This window comes from Stenotrophomonas sp. 116085_Sma, assembly GCF_056479585.1.
In genome coordinates this window covers 3,085,692-3,105,642 of sequence record NZ_CM151057.1, presented here as the reverse complement: position 1 = coordinate 3,105,642, position 19,951 = coordinate 3,085,692, and the positions used below count along the sequence as shown (strand labels likewise).

At 67.2% G+C, this 19,951-nt stretch carries 21 protein-coding genes and 4 tRNA genes; 11 read left to right on the top strand and 14 right to left on the bottom strand.

The features are described from left to right. Nucleotides 1-73 precede the first annotated feature (73 nt). Entirely contained in the window at nucleotides 74-994 is a 921-nt protein-coding gene (locus ACZK0Z_RS14530; protein WP_100443621.1) for a LysR family transcriptional regulator, read from the top strand. A gap of 611 nt (nucleotides 995-1,605) precedes the next feature. On the opposite strand, the gene ACZK0Z_RS14525 is transcribed toward ACZK0Z_RS14530, so the two are convergent. The 10 genes from ACZK0Z_RS14525 to ACZK0Z_RS14480 all read right to left on the bottom strand — a co-directional run bounded on the left by ACZK0Z_RS14525 (nucleotide 1,606) and on the right by ACZK0Z_RS14480 (nucleotide 7,594). Next, nucleotides 1,606-1,682 (bottom strand) — tRNA-Arg (locus ACZK0Z_RS14525). 32 nt (nucleotides 1,683-1,714) lie between these two features. After that, nucleotides 1,715-1,791: transfer RNA gene (locus ACZK0Z_RS14520), tRNA-Arg, on the bottom strand. Between the two features lie 69 nt (nucleotides 1,792-1,860). Continuing rightward, nucleotides 1,861-1,937: transfer RNA gene (locus ACZK0Z_RS14515), tRNA-Arg, on the bottom strand. Beyond that, entirely contained in the window at nucleotides 1,928-2,854 is a 927-nt protein-coding gene (locus ACZK0Z_RS14510; RefSeq protein WP_197632698.1) for an alpha/beta hydrolase family protein, read from the bottom strand. The genes ACZK0Z_RS14515 and ACZK0Z_RS14510 overlap by 10 nt, the downstream gene beginning before the upstream one ends. Then, nucleotides 2,851-3,660 carry a bifunctional hydroxymethylpyrimidine kinase/phosphomethylpyrimidine kinase gene (gene thiD, locus ACZK0Z_RS14505; RefSeq protein ID WP_197632697.1) on the bottom strand — a complete coding sequence of 270 codons (810 nt, stop codon included), beginning with the start codon at nucleotides 3,658-3,660 and terminating at the stop codon, nucleotides 2,851-2,853. Before thiD ends, ACZK0Z_RS14510 begins: the two co-directional genes overlap by 4 nt. A gap of 135 nt (nucleotides 3,661-3,795) precedes the next feature. Beyond that, nucleotides 3,796-4,464, bottom strand: coding sequence for a YoaK family protein (locus ACZK0Z_RS14500; RefSeq protein ID WP_049430678.1), 669 nt, complete (start codon nucleotides 4,462-4,464; stop codon nucleotides 3,796-3,798). A gap of 12 nt (nucleotides 4,465-4,476) precedes the next feature. Then, nucleotides 4,477-4,980, bottom strand: a complete 504-nt coding sequence (locus ACZK0Z_RS14495) for a hypothetical protein (RefSeq protein ID WP_197632696.1) — start codon at nucleotides 4,978-4,980, stop codon at nucleotides 4,477-4,479. Further along, the gene (locus ACZK0Z_RS14490) at nucleotides 4,977-6,377 is read right to left on the bottom strand and encodes a PhoH family protein (RefSeq protein WP_014036782.1); all 1,401 of its coding nucleotides are present in this window, start codon (nucleotides 6,375-6,377) and stop codon (nucleotides 4,977-4,979) included. The genes ACZK0Z_RS14495 and ACZK0Z_RS14490 overlap by 4 nt, the downstream gene beginning before the upstream one ends. An 84-nt stretch (nucleotides 6,378-6,461) precedes the next feature. Next, nucleotides 6,462-6,941 carry a peroxiredoxin gene (locus tag ACZK0Z_RS14485; protein ID WP_049430673.1) on the bottom strand — a complete coding sequence of 160 codons (480 nt, stop codon included), beginning with the start codon at nucleotides 6,939-6,941 and terminating at the stop codon, nucleotides 6,462-6,464. A gap of 92 nt (nucleotides 6,942-7,033) precedes the next feature. Continuing rightward, a complete protein-coding gene (locus ACZK0Z_RS14480) occupies nucleotides 7,034-7,594 on the bottom strand; it encodes a glycine cleavage system transcriptional repressor (RefSeq protein WP_005409051.1) in 561 nt (186 codons plus the stop codon). Between the two features lie 164 nt (nucleotides 7,595-7,758). Between ACZK0Z_RS14480 and dapA the strand changes: the two genes are divergently transcribed. Together dapA and ACZK0Z_RS14470 are read left to right on the top strand one after the other, a co-directional pair. Beyond that, a complete protein-coding gene (gene dapA, locus ACZK0Z_RS14475; RefSeq protein WP_049430670.1) occupies nucleotides 7,759-8,652 on the top strand; it encodes a 4-hydroxy-tetrahydrodipicolinate synthase in 894 nt (297 codons plus the stop codon). Nucleotides 8,653-8,684: 32 nt separating this feature from the next. Then, nucleotides 8,685-9,200: a hypothetical protein gene (locus ACZK0Z_RS14470; RefSeq protein ID WP_049430669.1), complete on the top strand. Its 516-nt coding sequence runs from the start codon at nucleotides 8,685-8,687 to the stop codon at nucleotides 9,198-9,200. A 171-nt stretch (nucleotides 9,201-9,371) separates the two neighbouring features. Here ACZK0Z_RS14470 and fdxA read toward each other — a convergent pair whose 3' ends face one another. Next, nucleotides 9,372-9,695: a ferredoxin FdxA gene (fdxA, locus tag ACZK0Z_RS14465; protein WP_005409054.1), complete on the bottom strand. Its 324-nt coding sequence runs from the start codon at nucleotides 9,693-9,695 to the stop codon at nucleotides 9,372-9,374. Between the two features lie 193 nt (nucleotides 9,696-9,888). Between fdxA and ACZK0Z_RS14460 the strand changes: the two genes are divergently transcribed. Further along, nucleotides 9,889-11,313, top strand: a complete 1,425-nt coding sequence (locus tag ACZK0Z_RS14460; protein ID WP_197633512.1) for a sugar porter family MFS transporter — start codon at nucleotides 9,889-9,891, stop codon at nucleotides 11,311-11,313. A 536-nt stretch (nucleotides 11,314-11,849) separates the two neighbouring features. On the opposite strand, the gene ACZK0Z_RS14455 is transcribed toward ACZK0Z_RS14460, so the two are convergent. Then, nucleotides 11,850-11,924 (bottom strand) — tRNA-Glu (locus tag ACZK0Z_RS14455). Between the two features lie 52 nt (nucleotides 11,925-11,976). Here ACZK0Z_RS14455 and pcnB point away from each other — a divergent pair. From pcnB to pgi, 7 genes are all read left to right on the top strand, one after another. Then, nucleotides 11,977-13,356 (top strand): polynucleotide adenylyltransferase PcnB, encoded by a 1,380-nt coding sequence (pcnB, locus tag ACZK0Z_RS14450; RefSeq protein ID WP_049431734.1) that lies wholly within the window; start codon nucleotides 11,977-11,979, stop codon nucleotides 13,354-13,356. A 3-nt stretch (nucleotides 13,357-13,359) separates the two neighbouring features. Further along, the gene (folK, locus tag ACZK0Z_RS14445; RefSeq protein ID WP_049431731.1) at nucleotides 13,360-13,845 is read left to right on the top strand and encodes a 2-amino-4-hydroxy-6-hydroxymethyldihydropteridine diphosphokinase; all 486 of its coding nucleotides are present in this window, start codon (nucleotides 13,360-13,362) and stop codon (nucleotides 13,843-13,845) included. Nucleotides 13,846-13,879: 34 nt separating this feature from the next. Further along, on the top strand, nucleotides 13,880-14,695 hold the full coding sequence (panB, locus tag ACZK0Z_RS14440; RefSeq protein WP_049423510.1) for a 3-methyl-2-oxobutanoate hydroxymethyltransferase: 816 nt from the start codon (nucleotides 13,880-13,882) through the stop codon (nucleotides 14,693-14,695). Then, entirely contained in the window at nucleotides 14,692-15,531 is an 840-nt protein-coding gene (panC, locus tag ACZK0Z_RS14435; RefSeq protein ID WP_049431728.1) for a pantoate--beta-alanine ligase, read from the top strand. The genes panB and panC overlap by 4 nt, the downstream gene beginning before the upstream one ends. A gap of 65 nt (nucleotides 15,532-15,596) precedes the next feature. Continuing rightward, complete coding sequence (locus ACZK0Z_RS14430) at nucleotides 15,597-16,094, top strand: hypothetical protein (protein WP_049431726.1); 498 nt, start codon at nucleotides 15,597-15,599, stop codon at nucleotides 16,092-16,094. Nucleotides 16,095-16,181: 87 nt separating this feature from the next. Continuing rightward, nucleotides 16,182-16,562, top strand: coding sequence for an aspartate 1-decarboxylase (gene panD / locus ACZK0Z_RS14425; RefSeq protein WP_005409061.1), 381 nt, complete (start codon nucleotides 16,182-16,184; stop codon nucleotides 16,560-16,562). After that, nucleotides 16,559-18,073, top strand: a complete 1,515-nt coding sequence (gene pgi / locus ACZK0Z_RS14420; protein WP_197633513.1) for a glucose-6-phosphate isomerase — start codon at nucleotides 16,559-16,561, stop codon at nucleotides 18,071-18,073. The genes panD and pgi overlap by 4 nt, the downstream gene beginning before the upstream one ends. 78 nt (nucleotides 18,074-18,151) lie before the next feature. On the opposite strand, the gene ACZK0Z_RS14415 is transcribed toward pgi, so the two are convergent. Beyond that, on the bottom strand, nucleotides 18,152-18,715 hold the full coding sequence (locus tag ACZK0Z_RS14415; protein ID WP_005409063.1) for a response regulator transcription factor: 564 nt from the start codon (nucleotides 18,713-18,715) through the stop codon (nucleotides 18,152-18,154). Then, a complete protein-coding gene (locus tag ACZK0Z_RS14410) occupies nucleotides 18,712-19,938 on the bottom strand; it encodes an ATP-binding protein (RefSeq protein WP_197633514.1) in 1,227 nt (408 codons plus the stop codon). The genes ACZK0Z_RS14415 and ACZK0Z_RS14410 overlap by 4 nt, the downstream gene beginning before the upstream one ends. Nucleotides 19,939-19,951: the final 13 nt, after the last annotated feature.

Below are 19,951 nucleotides of genomic sequence, written 5' to 3'. Positions count from 1 at the left end.
TGGAGAGAAGTATCCGCTTGCGCCCAAGGTTTGAAAAACGGATAGTTTTGACAGCCATCATCGAAAAATTCGAATGCTCAAGCTCAGCCTCGATGCCCTGCAGATCCTGGACGCCATCGACCGCCGCGGCTCGTTTGCCGGCGCCGGCAAGGCCCTGCACAAGGTGCCCTCGACCATCTCCTACACCGTGGCCAAGCTGGAGGAGGACCTGGGCGTTCAGCTGTTCGACCGGGTCGGCCCGCGCGCCGAGCCGACCGAGGCCGGCCGCGCGCTGCTGGATGAAGGGCGGCATCTGCTGCGCGCCGCACGCGAGCTGGAACTGCGGGTGCGCCGGGTGGCGTCGGGCTGGGAGACCGAGCTGACCCTGGCGGTGGACTCGGTGTTTCCGACCTGGCTGCTCGGCCCGGACATCGCCGCGTTTCGTGAGGCCGAGGCACCGACCCGGTTGCGGCTGATCGGCGAGGCGCTGTCCGGCACCTGGGAGGCCCTGCTGGACCGCCGCGCCGACCTGCTGGTCGGTGCACCGGGCGAGGGCCCCAGTGGGGGTGGTTACGTGGTCGAGCCGCTGGGCACGGTGGAGTTCGTGTTCGCGGTCGCGCCCGATCATCCGTTGGCTGCAGTGCCGGGTGTGCTGGGTCGCGAGCAGCTGGTCGAGCACTGCGCGATCGCCGTCTCCGATTCGGCGCGACGGCTGCTGCCGCGCACGGTGGGCCTGTTGATGGGGCAGGAGATGCTGACGGTGCCCGACATGGCCAGCAAGCTGAAACTGCAGTGCGAAGGCGTGGGCTTCGGTTTCCTGCCCGAGCCGTGCGCGCGCGCCGCGGTCGCGCGCGGCCAGCTGGTGATCCGTGAGGTGGAGGAGCACAAGCCGGAAGAAACCTTCTGGCTGGCCTGGCGCACTGGCGAGGACGGCGCCGCGTTGCGCTGGTGGCGCGAGCGCCTGCGCAGGCCGGAGCTGCTGTCGCAGTGGTGGCAGGCAATGGCCAGGGGGTAGGGGTTTGGCAGGGCTGCGCCCTGCACCCGCCGAAGCAACAGCTATGGCCGAAGCAAAAGCAACAGCAACAGCTGGTTTCCTGAGGGATGGCGGGGTGGGTCCGGTTGCGGGAGACGCCGTAAACCCGTCCATGGGGGCTTGGCCGCGGCATCCATGCCGCGGACACTCCCGCAACCGGACCCACCCCGCCTTCGACAGTTTCCGGCGATCTGTCGGTGCTGGTGCGATCGGTGGGTGTCGACCTTGGTCGACACAGTAGATCCACGCCATGCGTGGATGCTCTTCGATCAATTGTCGAAATATTCGAACTCGAACTCGAACTCGAACTCGATGGAGATTCATCCACGCATGGCGTGGATCCATCAGATCGCGGAAATCTGTCAGAGGTGGGGCGGCATGGGCAGGCAGGACCGTTGGCGGCATGGATGCCGCCATCGAGCCCCCATGGATGGGTTTACGGCGTGTCCTGCCTGCCCATGCCGCCCCACCATCCCTCGGAATGCCAGCTGTTGCTGTTGCTCCGGCCGTGGCTTCGGCAGGTGCAGGGCGCAGCCCTGCCGAAAAACACACATAAAAAAAACAGCAGGCCGAGGCCTGCTGTTTCGGTGTAATGGTGCGCCCGGAGAGATTCGAACTCCCGACCGCCTGGTTCGTAGCCAGGTACTCTATCCAACTGAGCTACGGGCGCCAATTACATAAACTTGTTGTGTTGACCGTGTATGGTGCGCCCGGAGAGATTCGAACTCCCGACCGCCTGGTTCGTAGCCAGGTACTCTATCCAACTGAGCTACGGGCGCGCGGTACACAATCAATTTACTGCTTAATTTTACTTCATTTCCAGCGGCGGATGCTGGAAACCTGTCGAGTGGTGCGCCCGGAGAGATTCGAACTCCCGACCGCCTGGTTCGTAGCCAGGTACTCTATCCAACTGAGCTACGGGCGCCCTGCGACAGGAGCGGAATTATGCGGATGTCGGCGCGCACCGTCAACAGTTTTGTGAAAATTTTCATCCAACTGAATGAAAAAGCTGTCAGCCACGGCGTCCGGGGCCTTCAGCCAGGCGAAGTGATCGGCGTGCGTACCCAGTTCCTGCGCGGACAGCACGCGCAGCTGCGCGACCACATTCGGCAGTTTCGCCAGCAGCGTGCGCATCGATCCGGTCGGTGCCAGCCAGTCATGTTCCATCAGCACCGCCTGCGCGCTGCCACGCACGCGCGCCATCTGCGCGTCGAGGTCTTCGTCCATGCCGACCGCGGCGTAATGGTTGTTCAGGCCGACGCGCGCCCAGTCGGCGATCAGGCCGCGCGCCTCGGTACCGCCGAAGCCAAGGCGACGACCATGCAGGACGCCCTGGCGTTGCGCGATCCACGGCAGGAAGCGGTAGACCAGCGGCAACAGCCAGCCCCGCGGTGGCGGGAAGCTGCGCCAGAACGGTGAGCCGCTGGCGGCCAGCCATAGCCGGTTGAAGTGCTGCGGATTGCGGCCTGCGTGCACGCAGGCCAGCTGCCCGCCGAGGCTGTGGCCGCCGATGATCCAGGGCAGGGCGCCAGCCTCGTCATCCGCTGCAGCCAGAACGGCCTGGCTGCCCGGCAGATCCTGTTCGAGTACTTCCCGATAGCCCCAGTCCCGCGTGCGCGATGGCCGCAGCGAACTGCTGCCGTTGCCGCGCCACTCATGCAGGTAGACCGCCACGCCCTTCGCCGCCAGTGCCTGCGCCAGCGGCAGGTAGTGGCGCGCAGCCACGCCCAGCGCGGGCAGCCACAGCAGGCGCGCGATGGGCTGTGCGGGCACGCAGGCGATCACTTCGTAGCGATGGCCGTCGTTGCACTGCACGGCGAGGATGCGCGGCGTCAGGCTCATGCGTGCGGTGCCGCGCCGAAATGGTCGAGCACCAGCACTTCGCTGCGGCCCGGCGCATAGCCTTGCTGCAGCCCACGTGCGATGTAGTCGATGCCGGCTTCGCAGGCATTGGCCAGGCTCAGGCCATTGCACAGCTGCGCGGCGATGGCCGAGGCCAGCGTGCAGCCGGTACCGTGCGCATCCAGTGGCAGGCGCGCATGGATGAATTCTTCGCTGCTGACGCCGTCGAAATAGCGGTCGATCACGCGATTGCCTTCCTGCAGGTGGCCGCCTTTCAGCAGCACCGCGCCCGCACCAAGATCGAGCAGGGCGGAGGCCGCCTGCTCGGCGTCTTCGCCGTTGCTGATCTTCCGGCCGACCAGCAGTTCTGCTTCCGGCGTGTTGGGGGTGATCAGCGTGGCCAGCGGGATCAGGCGCTCACGCATGGCCTGCAATGCGCTGTCTTCCAGCAGGCGTGCGCCGCTCGTGGCGACCATCACTGGGTCCAGCACCACGTGGGGCGGACGATGCTTCTCCAGTGCGTCGGCGACGGCATTGATCACTTCGGCGTTGGCCAGCATGCCGAGCTTCACCGCGTGGATGTCGAAGTCGTCGAAGCACGCCTCCAGCTGTGCGCGCAGGAAGTCGATCGGCGGCACATGCACGGCGGTCACGCCGCGGGTGTTCTGTGCGGTCAGCGCGGCGATCGCCGAAAGGCCGTGCACGCGATGTGCGGCGAAGGCCTTCAGGTCGGCCTGGATGCCGGCGCCGCCGCCGGAGTCGGAGCCGGCGATGGTGAGGGCGGAAACGGGAGTGGTCGGGCTCATCAGGCGATTGTGCCGTGGTCCTGCAGGGGAGGGTAGATCCACGCCATGCGTGGATGCCTTTGATCCGTCAGGCGGGGTCAGATCCCTTCTTCGCAGGAAAAGGGATCTGACCCCCGGGCGCCCGCAGCGCGACCCTCAATGCCGCCAACGTGCCCACTGCTGGTACAGCACATAGCCCAGCCCGGTCAGGCCGGTCAGCAGGGCCGGAGCGAGCAGGGCGTCGTATTGCCAGCGTACGAACAGCCAGGCGCCGATGACACCGCCGGCGAGGAAGCCGCTGATGATCAGTCCGCTGAGGGTCAGGCGCCGCACCTGCAGCGGCAGCCCGCGCAGCAGGTGGCCGAGGCCGATGCCCAGGTCGGTGAACATGCCGCTGAGGTGGGTGGTGCGCACCACCGCGCCACTGAAGGTGGTGGCCATCGCGTTCTGCAGGCCGCAGGCCATGGCGGCGGCCAGCGCGCCCCAGATCTGCTGTTGTTCAAAGAGCGGAATGGCGATCAGCAGCAGCGCCGATTCCAGCGCCAGTGCCACGCCATAGCGCCGGCCCAGTTGCAGGGCGCTGTCCTGGATCAGCAGGCCGCTGAGCATCGCGCCCAGCGAGAACGCGATCAGCAGCCCCCACAGGTGCCCGACGGCGCGCCAGTCCCCCTGGGCCAGTGCCATGCCGAGCTGGCTGGTACTGCCGGTCATGTGACTGACCGCCTGGTGCTCGAAACCGAGGAAGCCGACCACGTTGACCATGCCGGCTACGCACGAGAGCGCGACCGCACCGATCCAGACCCAGGTGGGCAGGCGTATTCCCATCGGCGGGGCCCCTCAGGGCCCGCCGAAGCCGCCGTTGAACTGCAGCTCGCTGAAGGTGTTGCTGGCCGGATCGAACACTGCGCCCCAGAACTGTGCGCCGCCATCGCAGGTGCGGATCGCTTCCCGTGCGGGATTCACGCCGCTGTCGTCGTGCGGGAAGGCGTTGATGTAGATCAGCCGCTTGCCGGCACTTTCGATGCCGACGTACTGGCGGTCGAAGTCCAGCACCTTCGGCACCTGTGCTTCAAGCGATGACAGCCGCGCTTCCAGCTGATCGATCTGCTGCCGGCTGGGTGCCCAGTAGCCGCTGACGCGCCCGGCCTCGCGGCCGGGGCTGGGCCGCGAGCAGGTGTCGAGCACCTGCGCGGCGATGATCGGGCGGGTGACGACCCAGGACTGGCCGGTGCGCTCGGCGGTCGGCACGCTGGCCGGGCCGCGCGTAGTGGTGCAGGCGCCGAGCACGGCTGTGAGGGTGATCGCAGCCGTGGGCAGCAGCAGGCGGGTGCAGCGGTTCACAACACCTCCGAAGCGTAATCGGCCAGGCGCGAACGCTCGCCACGGCGCAGGGTGATGTGCGCACTATGCGGCCAGTTCTTGAAGCGATCCACCGCGTAGGTCAGGCCCGAAGTGGTTTCGGTCAGGTACGGGGTGTCGATCTGCTCGACGTTGCCCAGGCAGACGATCTTGGTGCCGGGGCCGGCACGGGTGATCAGCGTCTTCATCTGCTTCGGGGTGAGGTTCTGCGCCTCGTCCAGGATCAGGTAGCGCGACAGGAAGGTGCGGCCGCGCATGAAGTTCATCGAGCGGATCTTGATGCGGCTGGCGAGCAGGTCGTTGGTGGCCTGGCGGCCCCAGGTGCCGCCTTCCTGGTTGTGCGTGAGCACTTCCAGGTTGTCGGTCAGCGCGCCCATCCACGGCGTCATCTTCTCTTCCTCGGTGCCCGGCAGGAAACCGATGTCCTCGCCGACGCTGACCGTGGCGCGGGTCATGATGATCTCGCGGTAGCGCTGCTGGTCCATCGTCTGCGCCAGGCCGGCGGCCAGTGCCAGCAGGGTCTTGCCGGTACCGGCGGTACCCAGCAGGGTGACGAAGTCGATCTCCGGGTCCATCAGTGCGTTGAGCGCGAAGTTCTGCTCGCGGTTGCGCGCACTGATGCCCCACACGGCGTGGCTGCCGTGGCGGAAATCATCGACCAGCGACAGCACCACCTTGCCGTCGCCGACCACGCGGCTTACGCGCAGTTCGACTTCGTCTTCGCCGGGCAGGTAGACGTACTGGTTCGGATACCACTCCTCGCCGTCCTGCGCGAGGATTTCGTAATGGGTACGGCCCTTGTCGCTCCAGCTGCGCAGGTCGTCGCCATGGCGCTTCCAGAAGTCTTCCGGCAGCTCGGTGGCGCCGGTGTAGAGCAGGCTGAAATCGTCCAGCGCGCGGTCGTTCTCGTAGTCCTCGGACACGATGCCGGCGATCGCAGCCTTGATCCGCAGGTTGATGTCCTTGGAAACGAACACCACCGGCAGGTCCGGGGTCTCTTCCTTCAGGGCCAGGATCGCGCCGAGGATGGCGTTGTCCGGGATGACCTTGCCGAAGCTCTTGCCGGCATCGAAATGGCTGGTCTGGAAGCGCAGCTTGCCCGCGCTCTGCTTGCCGCGCAGCTGCAGGCCATTGGGCCGCTGCAGCGGAATGCCGTCGGCCAGGTTGTCCAGGCCCGACGCCTGCACCAGCTCGTTGAGGAAGCGGCTCACCTGGCGGGCGTTGCGGCTCGCTTCGGAGGTGCCCTTCTTGCCGTTGTCCAGCTCCTCGATCACCTGCATGGGCAGGTAGACGTCGTGCTCTTCGAATTTGAACAGCGCGGTGGGATCGTGCATCAGCACGTTGGTATCCAGCACGTAGATGCGCTTGCCTCGGGTCATCGTCGATTCCTGGTTACGGACAGGGAAAAACCACCACGGCCTGCTGCGGGGCAGGGTGATGGCAGACACAGTAGGCAGTGGGACTCACTTGGACTGGGAGGCCTTCAGTTCGGCGAGAACAGCATCGGCATGGCCGGCAACCTTGACCTTGCGCCAGGACTGCACGATGCGGCTGTCGGGGGAAATCAGGAAGGTGCTGCGTTCGATGCCACGTACCTGCTTGCCGTACATGTTCTTCATCTTGATCACGTCGAAGGCGGTGCACAGCGCTTCGTCGCCATCGCTGACCAGCGGGAAGCTGAAGCCCTGCTTGGCACAGAAGTTGTCGTGCGACTTCACCGAGTCGCGCGAGACACCGAGCACGACCGCACCGGCCTTCCTGAACTTCGGCAGCAGCGCGTTGAAGTCGATGCCTTCGGTGGTGCAGCCGGGCGTGCTGTCCTTGGGGTAGAAGTACAGCACCAGCCACTGGCCGGCATAGTCGCCGAGGGTGGCCTGGTTGCCACCGGACAGTGCCAGCGGCAGGGAGAGGGTAGTGCTGTCCAGGGTATCGCCGTTGTTCATGAGGTCCTTCTGTCGAGCCTGGGTTGTTTCTACGACAATTGCATGAAACGCCACGCGCCCGTGAGAGGCGCGCGAAAAATCCGCACTTCCGATCAGAATTTCATCGGGTCCATGATCGCGTCCAGGTTCAGGTGGTCGCAGAACTCGAGGAAATCGTCGCGCAGCGCGGCGATGTGCATGTTGGCCGGCACGCCGATGGTGACCTGCGCGCTGAACATCTCCGCACCGGTCTGCATGGCGCGGTAGCGGGTGCTCTGCAGGTTCTCGATGGTGATGCCCTGGCGGTCGAAGAAATCGGCCAGCTGGAACAGGATGCCCGGCTTGTCGGCGGCGATCACCTCGACGATGTACGGCAGCAGGTTGGACTGCGCCTGCTTGGCGGCGGTGCGGTACCAGACCAGCTTCAGGCCTTCCTCGCGCTCGAGCCGGGTCAGCATCGCTTCCAGCTTGGCTACCGAGTCCCAGGAGCCGGTGGCCAGGGCGGTGACCGAGACATCGCGACCGACCGTGGCCAGGCGTGCGTCCACCAGGTTGCAGCCGCTGTCGGCGATGCGGCGGGTGACGGACAGCAGGGGGGACTCCGGATGCGTCGTATAGGCGTTGATCAGGAGGTGGTTTTCGCTCGGCGCGGGGCGCGGGGTGGTGTCGGTCAAGGCGATTCCGGGTAATGCATGCGTTAGTCTGAATGCCCGCCAGAGGCGGGGATCCACCGGTGTCCAGCATACTTGCCCGTGCTTTCGCGCCGCAAGTAACATTCAGGTCGCCCCCGGCCTTTCGTGGCGGGCGTTTTCCCTTTCCAGCCAAGAGCAGCACGTCCTTGTCCCTTTCCGGCCTCATCACCGCGCTGGCGACCCCGTTCCGGGCCGACGGCGCCCTCGATCCCGACGGTTGGCAGCGCCTGCTGCACCTGCAACTGGAAGGTCGCGTCCACGGCGTTGTCGTTGCCGGCTCGACCGGCGAAGCGGCAACGCTCACCGATGCCGAGTACGACCTGCTGCTTGCCAGCGCGGTCGAGCGCATCGGCGGCCGCATTCCGGTCATCGCCGGTACCGGCCTGTCGGGCACCGCCAAAACCATCGAACAGACCCGCCGCGCCGCTGCACTCGGTGCCAGCCACGCGCTGGTGGTCACCCCGCCATACGTGCGGCCGACCCAGGCCGGCCTGATCGCGCACTACCGAGCGGTGGCCGACCAGGGTGGGTTGCCGGTCGTGCTGTACAACGTGCCCGGCCGTACCGGTTGCGACATGCAGCCGGAGACCGTGGCCGAACTGGCCAGCCATCCCAACATCGTCGGCATCAAGGAGGCGGTGGGCGACACCGGCCGGGTGCAGGCGCTGCTGGCCCTGCGCAGCCCGCAGTTCGCCGTGCTCAGCGGTGACGACGGCACGGCGGCCCGGTCGATCCAGGCCGGTGTCGATGGCTTGATCTCGGTCGGTTCCAACGTGCTTCCGGGCGCCTACCGCCGGATGTGCGAGCTGGCCGCCGCCCACGACCATGAAGCCACCGGGTCCTGGGACGCGCGCCTGCAGCCGTTCCATGACTTCTGCGGTGTCGAGCCGAACCCGATTCCGGTCAAGGCGCTGCTGCGCCGTATCGGCATCGGCCACGACCTGCGCCTGCCGCTGCTGCCGCTGTCGGCGCCGCACCATGCGGCTGCCGACCATCTTGCCGGCGACATCGCCGCCCTCGAAGCCCTTTCCAGCCACTGACCTTTCGTCTTGGTCTGACCCAGGAGATTCACATGCGTCAATCCGTTTCCACTGTCCGCGTGCTGTCCTACGCCCTGCTTGCTGTAGCTGTTGCGGCCGGCACCACCGGTTGCTTCAAGCGTGGCGTCAAGGGCGACTACGCCCTGGCCCCGGAAATGCGCCCGCTGGAAGTTCCGCCGGACCTGAACCTGCCGGCCACGACCGGTGACAACAAGGTGCCGGCGCTGGTTTCGGCCACCAAGCCGGCAGCGCCGGCGGCCGCGGCTCCGGCCGTTGGCAACACCGGCTTCACCATTGCCGGTGGCAAGGATGAGGCCTTCGCCAAGGTCGGTACCGCGCTGGAAGGCGTGCAGGGCGTGACCATCGCCAGCCGCGCCCAGCTGCTCGGCTCTTACGACGTGGCCTACGAAGGCAGCAACTTCCTGGTCCGCGTGGTCGCCGTCGATGCCGGTGCCTACATCTCCGCGGTCGACCCGCGTGGCCTGCCGGCCACCGCCGAAGCGCCGGTGAAGCTGATCGCCGCGCTGAAGGCGAAGCTGGCGCAGTAAGGGCCAGCCAGCTCGCTGGGTGTGGGCCTTGGTCCGCACCTGCCTTGGGTAGCGCCGGGCCATGCCCGGCGAGCGTGAAGCGCGGCCCAGGATCCGCCGGGCATGGCCCGGCGCTACCGGAAATGGAAAAGGGCGCCCAAGGCGCCCTTTTTCGTTGCTGCTGCTTGCGCCTCAGCGCTCCAGCAGCTTCAGCTTGTCCGGCTTGCCATCCCATTCGCCGGCGTCGGCCGGCGGGTCCTTGCGCACGGTCAGCACCGGCCATTCTTTCGCCAGTTCGGCGTTGAGGGCGACGAAGCCTTCCTGGCCGGCGGGGACATCGTCCTCCGGGAAGATCGCATTGACCGGGCACTCCGGCTCGCAGAGGGTGCAGTCGATGCACTCATCCGGGTCGATCACCAGGAAGTTCGGGCCTTCGTGGAAGCAATCCACGGGGCACACTTCCACGCAATCGGTGTGTTTGCACTTGATGCAGTTTTCGGTGACGACAAAGGGCATGGGCTGGAGGTGGATCGATTCCTGAACCCGCCAATTCTAGAACAGGTTGGCCCCCGGTGTCGGCGCAGGGCGGAAATCGGGCGCCTGGCAGGCGCGGCCGTGGTGGTCATTGGCGGCAGGGCAGGGCCTGTGCGACGCTGCGGGGCGATCGGTCACCCATCGTGGCCGGATTCCCTTCCCAGCAGGATCGTCCATGTCCCAAGCCCAGCCCGGCACCGCGCCCCACGGCGGTGAGAACACTGCATTCATCGTCCTGATCAGCTGCGTGGCCACCCTTGGTGGATTCCTGTTCGGCTTCGACAGTGGTGTCATCAATGGCACGGTCGACGGCCTTCGCCAGGCCTTCAACTCCAGCGAGGCGGCGCTCGGTTTTGAAGTCGCTTCGATGCTGCTGGGGTGCGCGATCGGTGCCTTCCTGGCCGGCTGGCTGGGGGATCGCCTGGGCCGTCGTGGCGTGCTGATCGTGTCGGCACTGATGTTCCTGGTGTCGGCGCTGGGCGCCGGTGCTGCCCACGCCTCCTGGCTGTTCATTGCTGCACGCGTGCTGGGCGGCTTCGCGGTGGGGGCGGCCAGCGTGATGTCGCCGGCCTACATCGCGGAGGTGGCCTCGGCGCGCTATCGCGGGCGTCTGGCCACCGTGCAGCAGATGGCGATCATCTGCGGCCTGTTCGCGGCGTTCCTCAGCAACTACCTGCTGGCCCGTGCAGCCGGGGCCTCGACCGAGCCGTTGTGGCTGGGCCAGGAGGCCTGGCGCTGGATGTTCTGGATGCAGGCGCTGCCCTCGGGGCTGTTCCTGCTGCTGTTGCTGGTGATTCCCGAAAGTCCGCGCTTCCTGGTCGTGAAGGGGCGCCCGGAGCAGGCGAGGGCGGTGCTGTCGCGCCTGTATGGTGAGGGCACGGCCGCGACCAAGCTGGCCGAGATCGAGGCCAGCCTGGCCCAGGACCAGCACAAGCCGCGCTTCGCCGACCTGCACGACAAGGTCACCGGCAAGCTGCGCCCGATCCTCTGGGTCGGCATCGGCCTGGCGATGTTCCAGCAGCTGGTCGGCATCAACGTGGTGTTCTACTACGGCGCAGTGCTGTGGCAGGCGGTCGGCTTCTCGGAAAGTGACGCGCTGTTGATCAACGTGCTGTCCGGTGCGCTGAGCATCGGCGCCTGCCTGCTGACGGTGCTGTTGATCGACCGCATCGGGCGCAAGCCGCTGCTGTGGATCGGCTCGGTCGGCATGTCGGTGGCGCTGGTGCTGATGGTGGTGGCCTTCGCCAGCGGCAGCCTGGCCTACGGTCGCCTGCAGCTGTCCGACGGCATGGGCCGGCTGGCGCTGGTCGCGGCCAATGTCTACGTGGTGTTCTTCAACATGTCCTGGGGCCCGGTGATGTGGGTGATGCTGGGCGAGATGTTCCCGAACCAGATCCGCGGCCCGGCGTTGGCCGTTGCCGGTGCGGCGCAGTGGACCTCGAATTTCGCGATCACCGTGACCTTCCCGATGCTGCTGGCCGGCATCGGCCTGGCCGGTGCCTATGGCATCTATACGGTGGCGGCCATCCTCTCGATCTTCTTCGTGGTCCGCTACGTGCGCGAGACCAAGGGCAAGGAGTTGGAGCAGATGGAAGGCTGACGTCGCTCACCTTTTCAGCGCCTCCCTGTTACGAGGGGAGGCGGCAGGCCAGCCGATCCAGGACACGCCGTAAACCCATCCATGGGGGCTCGATGGCGCCATCCTTGGCGCCAACGGTCCTGGATCGGCTGGCCTGCCGCCTCTCGACACATTGCGGGTGGCGGACGCAGGCCTGCGCGTCGGGATTGAATTGGCTGCGGAGGGGCGAGGCTGTTCGTGCCGCCGTCACAGGAAACTGTCAGGAGGGGGCGGGTCACCCTTGACTGGACCGTTGGCGCCATGGGTTGGGCGCATGCGCCCGACGGGTTGGGCAGGAGCCCAACCCTGGTCTTGCCGCGTGCGCAGGACAGCGCACGCGAGCAAGGCGCCATCGAGCACCATGGATGGGCTTTTGCGTGTCCAGGCCAGGGTGGCCCGCCCCCTCAAACGCAGGAACAGGCAGGCGCCACAGCGACCAACCCGACCGCAATCACTGCAATCCCGGAAAACAGAAAAGCCCGCACAAGGCGGGCTTTTTCGGTTCCTGCTGCGGCGACTGGCGCTCCCTAGGGGACTCGAACCCCTGTTTTAGCCTTGAGAGGGCCACGTCCTAACCACTAGACGAAGGGAGCGTAACTGTGTCGCTGCCGAGGCAGGAGCGCTAGTATATGCACCTCGATGCCATTGGGCAATCCCGAAACTTCAACCGGAAGCGCCAACATCATTTCCTCTGCTACATCACCGTTCAGCCTGCGCGTCATCCCGCGCGACCAGCACACGATCTCCCGCAAGGACATCAGCCCGAACGCCCTGCGCGTGCTTTATCGCCTGCGCGATGCCGGCTTCGGCGCCTACCTTGTCGGCGGCGCGGTGCGCGACCTGCTGGTCAATGGCCAACCCAAGGATTTCGACGTGGCCACCGACGCCACGCCCGAACAGGTCAAGCAGCTGTTCCGCAACTGCCGCCTGATCGGCCGCCGGTTCCGCCTCGCCCACGTTGTGTTCGGCCGCGAGATCATCGAAGTCGCCACCTTCCGCGCCAACAGCGATGACGGCAGCGGCGACCGCGAGATGGAAAACGGCATGCTCGTGCGCGACAACGTGTACGGCACCATCGAAGACGACGCCATCCGCCGCGACTTCACCTGCAACGCCCTGTACTACGCCATCGAGGACTTCTCGGTGCGTGACTACACCGGCGGCTTCGAAGACGTGCAGGCGCGCCTGATGAAACTCATCGGCGACCCGGTACAGCGCTACCAGGAAGACCCGGTACGCATGCTGCGCGCCGTGCGCCTGGCGGCCAAGCTCGGCTTCCAGATCGAAGAGGGCACCGCCGCGCCGATCCCGCAGCTGGCCGGCCTGCTCAACGAAGCCGCGCCGGCACGCCTGTTCGAGGAAGTGCTGAAGCTGTTCCTGTCCGGGCACGGCGTGGCCAGCTTCGAAGGCCTGGAGCGTTACGGCCTGCTCGACGTGCTGTTCCCGGAAAGTGCCAAGGCGCTGAAGTCCAACCGCACCGGCGCGCTGCGCCGCATGCTGGTCGAGGGCCTGGCCAACACCGATGCGCGCGTGGCCAATGACGAGCCGGTCTCGCCCGCGTTCCTGTTCGCGCTGCTGCTGTGGCCGGCGTTCTGCCGCGCGCAGGCGACCCTGCTCAAGCAGGGCGTGGCACCGGAGGAGGCGCAGCGTCGTGCTGCCGACCGTGTGACCGTGCAGCAGCTGAGCACCATCGCATTGCCGCGCCGCTTCTCGCTGCCGATGCAGGAAATCTGGCTGCTGCAGTCGCGCTTCGGCTCGCGCCAGCGCAAGCGCGTATTCCGTACGCTCACGCACCCGCGCTTCCGCGCCGCGTTCGACTTCCTCAGCCTGCGCCAGGTGGCCTCGGCCGAGCACGCTGCCGATGTTGAATTCTGGCGTGAGGCACAGGCCCAGTCCGGCCGCGAGCTGGAATCGTCGCTGGATGCGATGCACAGCGAAGAGGGCGATGACGAGAACGGAGCACCGCGCAAGCGGCGCCGTCGTCGTCGCCGTCCGGGTGCCTCGGCCGGTGCAGCTGGCGAATAAGCAATGACGCCTGCGTGGATCGGCCTCGGCGCCAACCTCGGCGATGCGGCCACGACTGTCGGCGCGGCGATCACCGCGCTGGACGGCCTGCCCGGGACACGCGTGCTGCAGGCCTCGCGCCTGTACGTAACGCCGGCCTGGGGCAATGAAGACCAGCCACCGTTCGTGAACGCGGTGGCCGCGGTCGAAACGTCACTGGCAGCCGATGAACTGCTGCAGGCGATGCTGGCGCTGGAGCAGCGCTTTGGTCGCGTGCGTGACGCGGCGGTGCACTGGGGGCCGCGCGCGCTGGACCTGGACCTGCTGCTGTATGGCGCGCAGGTGCTCGACCAGCCCGGCCTGCAGGTACCGCACCCTTACATGCACGAGCGTGCCTTCGTGTTGGTGCCGCTGGCCGAAATCGCGCCGGATCTGGCCATTCCCGGGCATGGCCGCGTGCGGGATGCAGTGATGCGGGTGGATGCCTGCGGGATCGCGCCGATAGGGTGATAATGCCCGGGTTATCTCCCCCGGTTATCAGCACATGAGCACCCACGCAGACAGCAAGCCCTGGACCGTTCCCGCCCTGGCCGAGGCCAAGCGCAACGGCCAGAAGCTGGTCATGTTGACCGCCTACGACGCTGGCTTCGCCCGCACCTTCGATGCCAATGGCATCGACCTGATCCTGATCGGCGATTCGCTGGGCATGGTCGTGCAGGGCCATGATTCGACCCTGCCGGTGACTGTGGCCGACATGGTCTACCACACCCGCGCCGTGGCCCGCGTGCTGCAGCGCGCGCTGCTGGTGGCCGACCTGCCGTTCGGTGCCGATGCCACCCCGGAACGCGCGCTGGATGCCTCGCTGCAGCTGCTGCAGGCCGGTGCCGAGATGGTCAAGATCGAAGGTGCCGGCTTCAAGGTCGACATCATCCGCTACCTGGTCGAGCGCGAGATTCCGGTCTGCGCCCATCTGGGCCTGACCCCGCAGTCGGTATTGCGCCTGGGCGGCTTCAAGATCCAGGGCCGTGGCGATGCCGCGCGCCAGCTGGTGGAAGATGCCAGGGCGGTGGCCGCCGCCGGCGCCAGCATCATGGTGCTCGAATGCGTGCCGACCCCGGTCGCTGCGGAAGTGACCGCGGCGGTGGATGTGCCGACCATCGGCATCGGTGCCGGCCCGCAGTGCGACGGCCAGGTGCTGGTGCTGCACGATTTCCTCGGCCTGGACAGTGGCCATCGCCGCCCCAAGTTCGTCAAGGATTTCCTTGCCGAAGGCGGCTCGGTGGCCGGTGCCACCCGCGCCTATGCCGACGCCGTGCGCGACGGCAGCTTCCCCGACGAACAGCACGCCTACGCTCAATGATCCAGACCTTCAACGAGCTCGGCGCGCTGCGCGGGCAGATCGCCCAGTGGAAGCGCGAAGGCCTGCGCGTGGCGCTGGTGCCGACCATGGGCAATCTGCACGGTGGCCACCATTCGCTGGTGACCCTGGCCCGCCAGTACGCCGACAGGGTGGTGGCGAGCATCTTCGTCAACCCGACCCAGTTCGGGCCGAACGAAGACTTCAACCGCTACCCGCGCACGCCCGAGGCCGACGTGGCCGGGCTGGAGCAGGTCGGCTGCGACGCGGTGTGGTTGCCCAGCGTCGAGGCCATGTACCCGCTGGGCGTGGACAAGACCACGCAGATGCACACGCCGGGCGTGAGCGAGGTGCTGGAAGGCGCCAGCCGCCCGGGCCACTTCGATGGCGTCTGCACGGTGGTGGCGCGCCTGTTCCTGCAGGTGCAGCCGGATGTGGCCGTGTTCGGCCGCAAGGACTACCAGCAGCTGGCCGTGATCAGGCAGATGGTGGCTGAGCTGTCGTTCCCCATCCAGATCGTCGGCGCCGAGATCGTGCGCGACGAGGACGGCCTGGCCAAGAGTTCCCGCAACCAGTACCTCAGCGCAGAACAGCGCCCGGTTGCGACGACCATCCACCGCACGCTGCTGGGCATGCGCGAAGGCTACGTGGCCGGGTACACGCGGGCGCAGATCGAGGCCGACGCCACGGCCGCGCTGCAGGCGGCTGGTTTCCAGGTCGACTACGCGGTGCTGCGCACGCCCGAACTGGCTGAGCCGACCTTCGATGGCGGCGGCCGCGTGGCGCTGATCGCCGCGCGCCTGGGCACGACGCGCCTGATCGACAACCTGGAATTCTGAGCCGCACCTGGCTCCTGGGCGCCCCGCGGGGCGCCTCTCACCATCCCACGGACGGGAGACTGGAAATGAAGGAACCGGACACTGACGCGGGCCGCCTCGCCCAGGCCTCGATCCTGGCGGTGCTGGCGGCCGGCATGCTGCCGGCCCAGCTGTTTGGCGGCCTGTTGTTCGCGCTTGAATTCAGGCGTACGCCGATGCCTGCGCTCACCGGTGGGGGGCTGATGTTCGTGCTGGCAGCCTGCAATGCGATTGCCGTGCTGCTGCCGATGGCATTGATCCAGCATTCTCAGCGACGCCTGCGCCGGGCCGGTTTCGTGCTGGCCGGCTTTGGCCTTGGCGCGCTGGCGATGGCCACCTGCGGCTGGCCGGGTGAAACCCAGGGCCCCCTGCTGCACCGCCTGCGCTATGTCGATACCTTCGATGTGATCAGCTACGCCTTGATGGTGCTGGCGGCGGGTGGCCTCGGCCTGGTTGCCGGGCTGGCCTTCCATGCGGTGTTCCGCCTCTGGCTGGAGGGTGCCTCCGGCCGCGCTCCGGCAATGCCGCCGGGCGAGGGCACCTGAACGGCCTTCAGCGTCCTGCCGCAGACCCCTGACGATGGCCAAGCGGGTGCTAGAATCCGCTCTTTCCTTTGCCGTTGCAGCGCCCCCATGCACCTGTCCCTGCTCAAGACCAAGATCCACCGCGCCACCGTCACCCATTCCGAGCTGAACTACGAAGGCTCGATCGCCATCGATGACAACCTGCTGGCTGCCACCGGCATCCGCGAGTTCGAGCAGGTGCACATCTGGGACGTGACCAACGGTGCGCGCTTCTCGACCTATGCCATCCGCGCCGAAGCCGGCAGCGGCGTTGTCTCGCTCAACGGTGGCGCCGCGCGCCACGTGCAGGTCGGTGACATCATCATCATCGCCGCGTTCGCCAGCATGACCGAGCAGGAAGCCGACAGCTTCAAGCCGAAGCTGGTGTACGTTGATGGCAAGAACCAGATCACCCACACCAACGACACGATCCCGACCCAGGCCGCATGACAACGAACAACGGATTCGACTCGCTGCATTCCCACGCCCAGCGCCTGAAGGGCGCAAGCATCCCCAGCCTCCTCGCCGCCGAACCCGGCCGCGTGCAGGACCTGGCGCTGCGGGTCGGTCCGTTGTACGTCAACTTCGCCCGGCAGAAATACGATGCCGCGGCGTTGCAGGCATTGCTGGCTTTGGCCGCCGAACGTGATGTCGGCGGTGCCATCACGCGCCTGTTCCGTGGTGAGCAGGTCAACCTGACCGAAGGTCGCGCCGCACTGCACACCGCACTGCGCGGCGACGTGGTCGATGCGCCGGTGGCGGCCGAGGCCTATGCCACCGCGCGCGAAATCCGCCAGCGCATGGGTGTGCTGGTGCGCGCGCTGGAAGACAGCGGCGTCACCGACGTGGTCAGCGTCGGCATCGGTGGTTCCGATCTCGGTCCGCGCCTGGTCGCCGATGCGCTGCGCCCGGTCAGCGGTGCGCGCCTGCGCGTGCATTTCGTGTCGAACGTGGACGGCGCCGCCATGCAGCGCACGCTGGCCACGCTGGGTCCGGCCAGGACCGCCGGCATCCTCATTTCCAAGACCTTCGGCACCCAGGAAACCCTGCTCAACGGGCAGATCCTGCACGACTGGCTGGGTGGCAGCGAGCGCCTGTACGCGGTCAGCGCCAACCCGGAGCGTGCGGCCAAGGCCTTCGCCATCGCCGCCGATCGCGTGCTGCCGATGTGGGATTGGGTCGGTGGCCGTTATTCGTTGTGGTCGGCGGTTGGTTTCCCGATTGCGCTGGCCATCGGTTTCGAGCGTTTCGAGCAGCTGCTGGACGGCGCCGCGCAGATGGATGCGCACGCGCTGGACGCGCCGCTGGAGCGCAACCTGCCGGTGCTGCATGGCCTGACTGACATCTGGAACCGCAACGTGCTGGGCCATGCCACGCACGCGGTGATGACCTACGACCAGCGCCTGGCGCTGCTGCCGGCCTACCTGCAGCAGCTGGTGATGGAAAGCCTGGGCAAGCGCGTGCAGCGTGATGGCCAGCCGGTCACCACCGATACCGTGCCGGTGTGGTGGGGCGGGGCAGGTACCGACGTGCAGCACAGCTTCTTCCAGGCGCTGCACCAGGGCACCAGCGTCGTGCCGGCCGATTTCATCGGCTGCGTGCACAACGATGATCCGTACACGATCAATCACCAGGCGCTGCTGGCCAACCTGCTGGCGCAGACCGAAGCGCTGGCCAATGGCCAGAGCAGCGACGACCCGCATCGCGATTATCCGGGAGGGCGCCCGAGCACGCTGATCCTGCTCGACGCGCTGACCCCGCAGGCGCTGGGTGCGTTGATCGCCATGTACGAACACGCCGTGTACGTGCAGTCGGTGATCTGGAACATCAACGCCTTCGACCAGTTCGGTGTTGAACTGGGCAAGCAGCTGGCCAGCGGCCTGTTGCCGGCGCTGCAGGGCGAGGATGTGGCGGTAGCCGATCCGATGACCCGCGAGATCCTCGCGCAGCTGAAGCGCTGACGCCCCCTGTAGGGTCGAGCCATGCTCGACTCTACAATCCGGTAGCGCCGGGCCATGCCCGGCGGAGGCGACGCCGTGTCACCGGCTCGGGTCGCGTTCCGGGCTGGGTCGCTTGGCCAGCTTGCGCTGCAGCGAACGCCGGTGCATGCCGAGCAGGCGTGCGGCCGCTGATACGTTGCCTCCGGTTTCGTGCATCGCCTGCTGGATGTGTTCCCACTGCAGGCGGCTGATCGGCGTCATCGCATCGGGCACTTCCATTTCGCCGTCGTCGGCCGGGCCGTCATCCTCCTCGCCCAGGGCGCGCAGGATCATCGGTACCGTGGCCGGCTTCGGCAGGTAGTCGTCGGCCCCGAGCTTGATCGCTTCCACCGCGGTGGCGATGCTGGCGTAGCCGGTCACCAGCAGGATCCGCATGTCCGCGCGCAGGGCGCGCAACGGTTGGATCAGTGCCAGGCCGGAGTCGCTGCCCAGCTTCAGGTCGATCAGGGCGAACGCCGGCGGGTGCTGGCGGGCCAATGCCAGCGCGCTGGCGGCATCCTGCGCGGTCTGGGTTTCAAGCCCCTTGCGGGCCAGGCTGCGCTGCAGGGTGCGCAGGTACAGTTCGTCGTCGTCGACCAGCAGGCCGAGGGTTGAGGCGCTCATGGGGTTTCCTCGCGTGGGGCCAGCGGCAGGCGGAAGCCGACGCGGCTGCCGGCCCCTTGGGCCGGGCGCATCCACATCTCGCCGTCGAGGCGTTCGATCGTGGCATGGGACAGGGCCAGGCCGACCCCCATGCCTTCACTCTTGCTGCTGCCGAACAGCTTGCCCGGCAGTACCGCGGCGCGCGCGTTGAAGCCGTGGCCGTAGTCGCGTACTTCGCCGATCAGATCGTCGCCTTCGATGCGCAGGTCCAGGTCCACGCGCGGCCGGCCGGCCTGTTCACCAGCATCGGCGGCATTGTTCAGCAGCACCATCAGCAGGTGGCCCACGCCCGGGTCCAGCGGCAACCGCAGCGGCGCATCGTCGTTGCGGTGCAGGTCGATGGTCGGGCGCACCAGCCGCCATTGCTCCAGCACCTGCTGGGCGCTGGAATGGCTGCGTCCGGGTGCATCGGCCGAGGCCGGTGCGGCCAGCGCCAGCACGCGCTCGCGGCACTGCACCAGCAGTTCGCGCAGCGTTTCCATGTCCTCGCGCACTTCCGGTTCTTCGCTGCGCTCGGCCACATCGTCGGCAAGCAGGGTCATGGTCGCAAGCGGTGTGTTCAGTTCATGGGCCACCGAGGCGGCATGAGTGGCCAGGGCGACGATGCCCTCGTTGCGTGCGAAGCGCTCGCGCAGGGCCGACAGTTCCAGTTCGCGCTGGCGCAGCGCAAGGGCCAGCCGGGTCGAGAAGGCCAGCACCACCGCTGCGGAGATCAGGAAGTTGGCGACCACGCCCCAGCGGTTGAGGTCCTGCGCGCGGAAGTAACCGTCCGGCAGCGGCTGGCCGAAGATGCCACTGCTGGCATAGCCGAGCAGGCAGGCCAGTGCCACCGCCAGCGCCCAGCGCAGGGGCAGGGCGAACGCAGCCAGCGCGATCAGGATCAGGAACAGCGAGCTGAACGGATTGGCCATGCCACCGCTCCAGCCGACCATCCAGGTCAGGATGATCACGTCCACCAGGATGTGGCCGAACGCGGTCAGGGGCGCGGTATCAGCCGCTTCCGGGCGCAGCTGGGTGTAGATGTTGAACAGGGTCAGTACGGCCACGCCGGCCCACAGTGGCAGCTGCGGCAACGGCAGGCCCAGCACCCAGGTGGCGACCAGGATGGTGGCGGCCTGGCCGCCCACGGCAAGCCAGCGCAGGCTGCACAGGGTACGGAGAAACGGGGCGTCGGGACCGGTCATGCACGCTCATCGT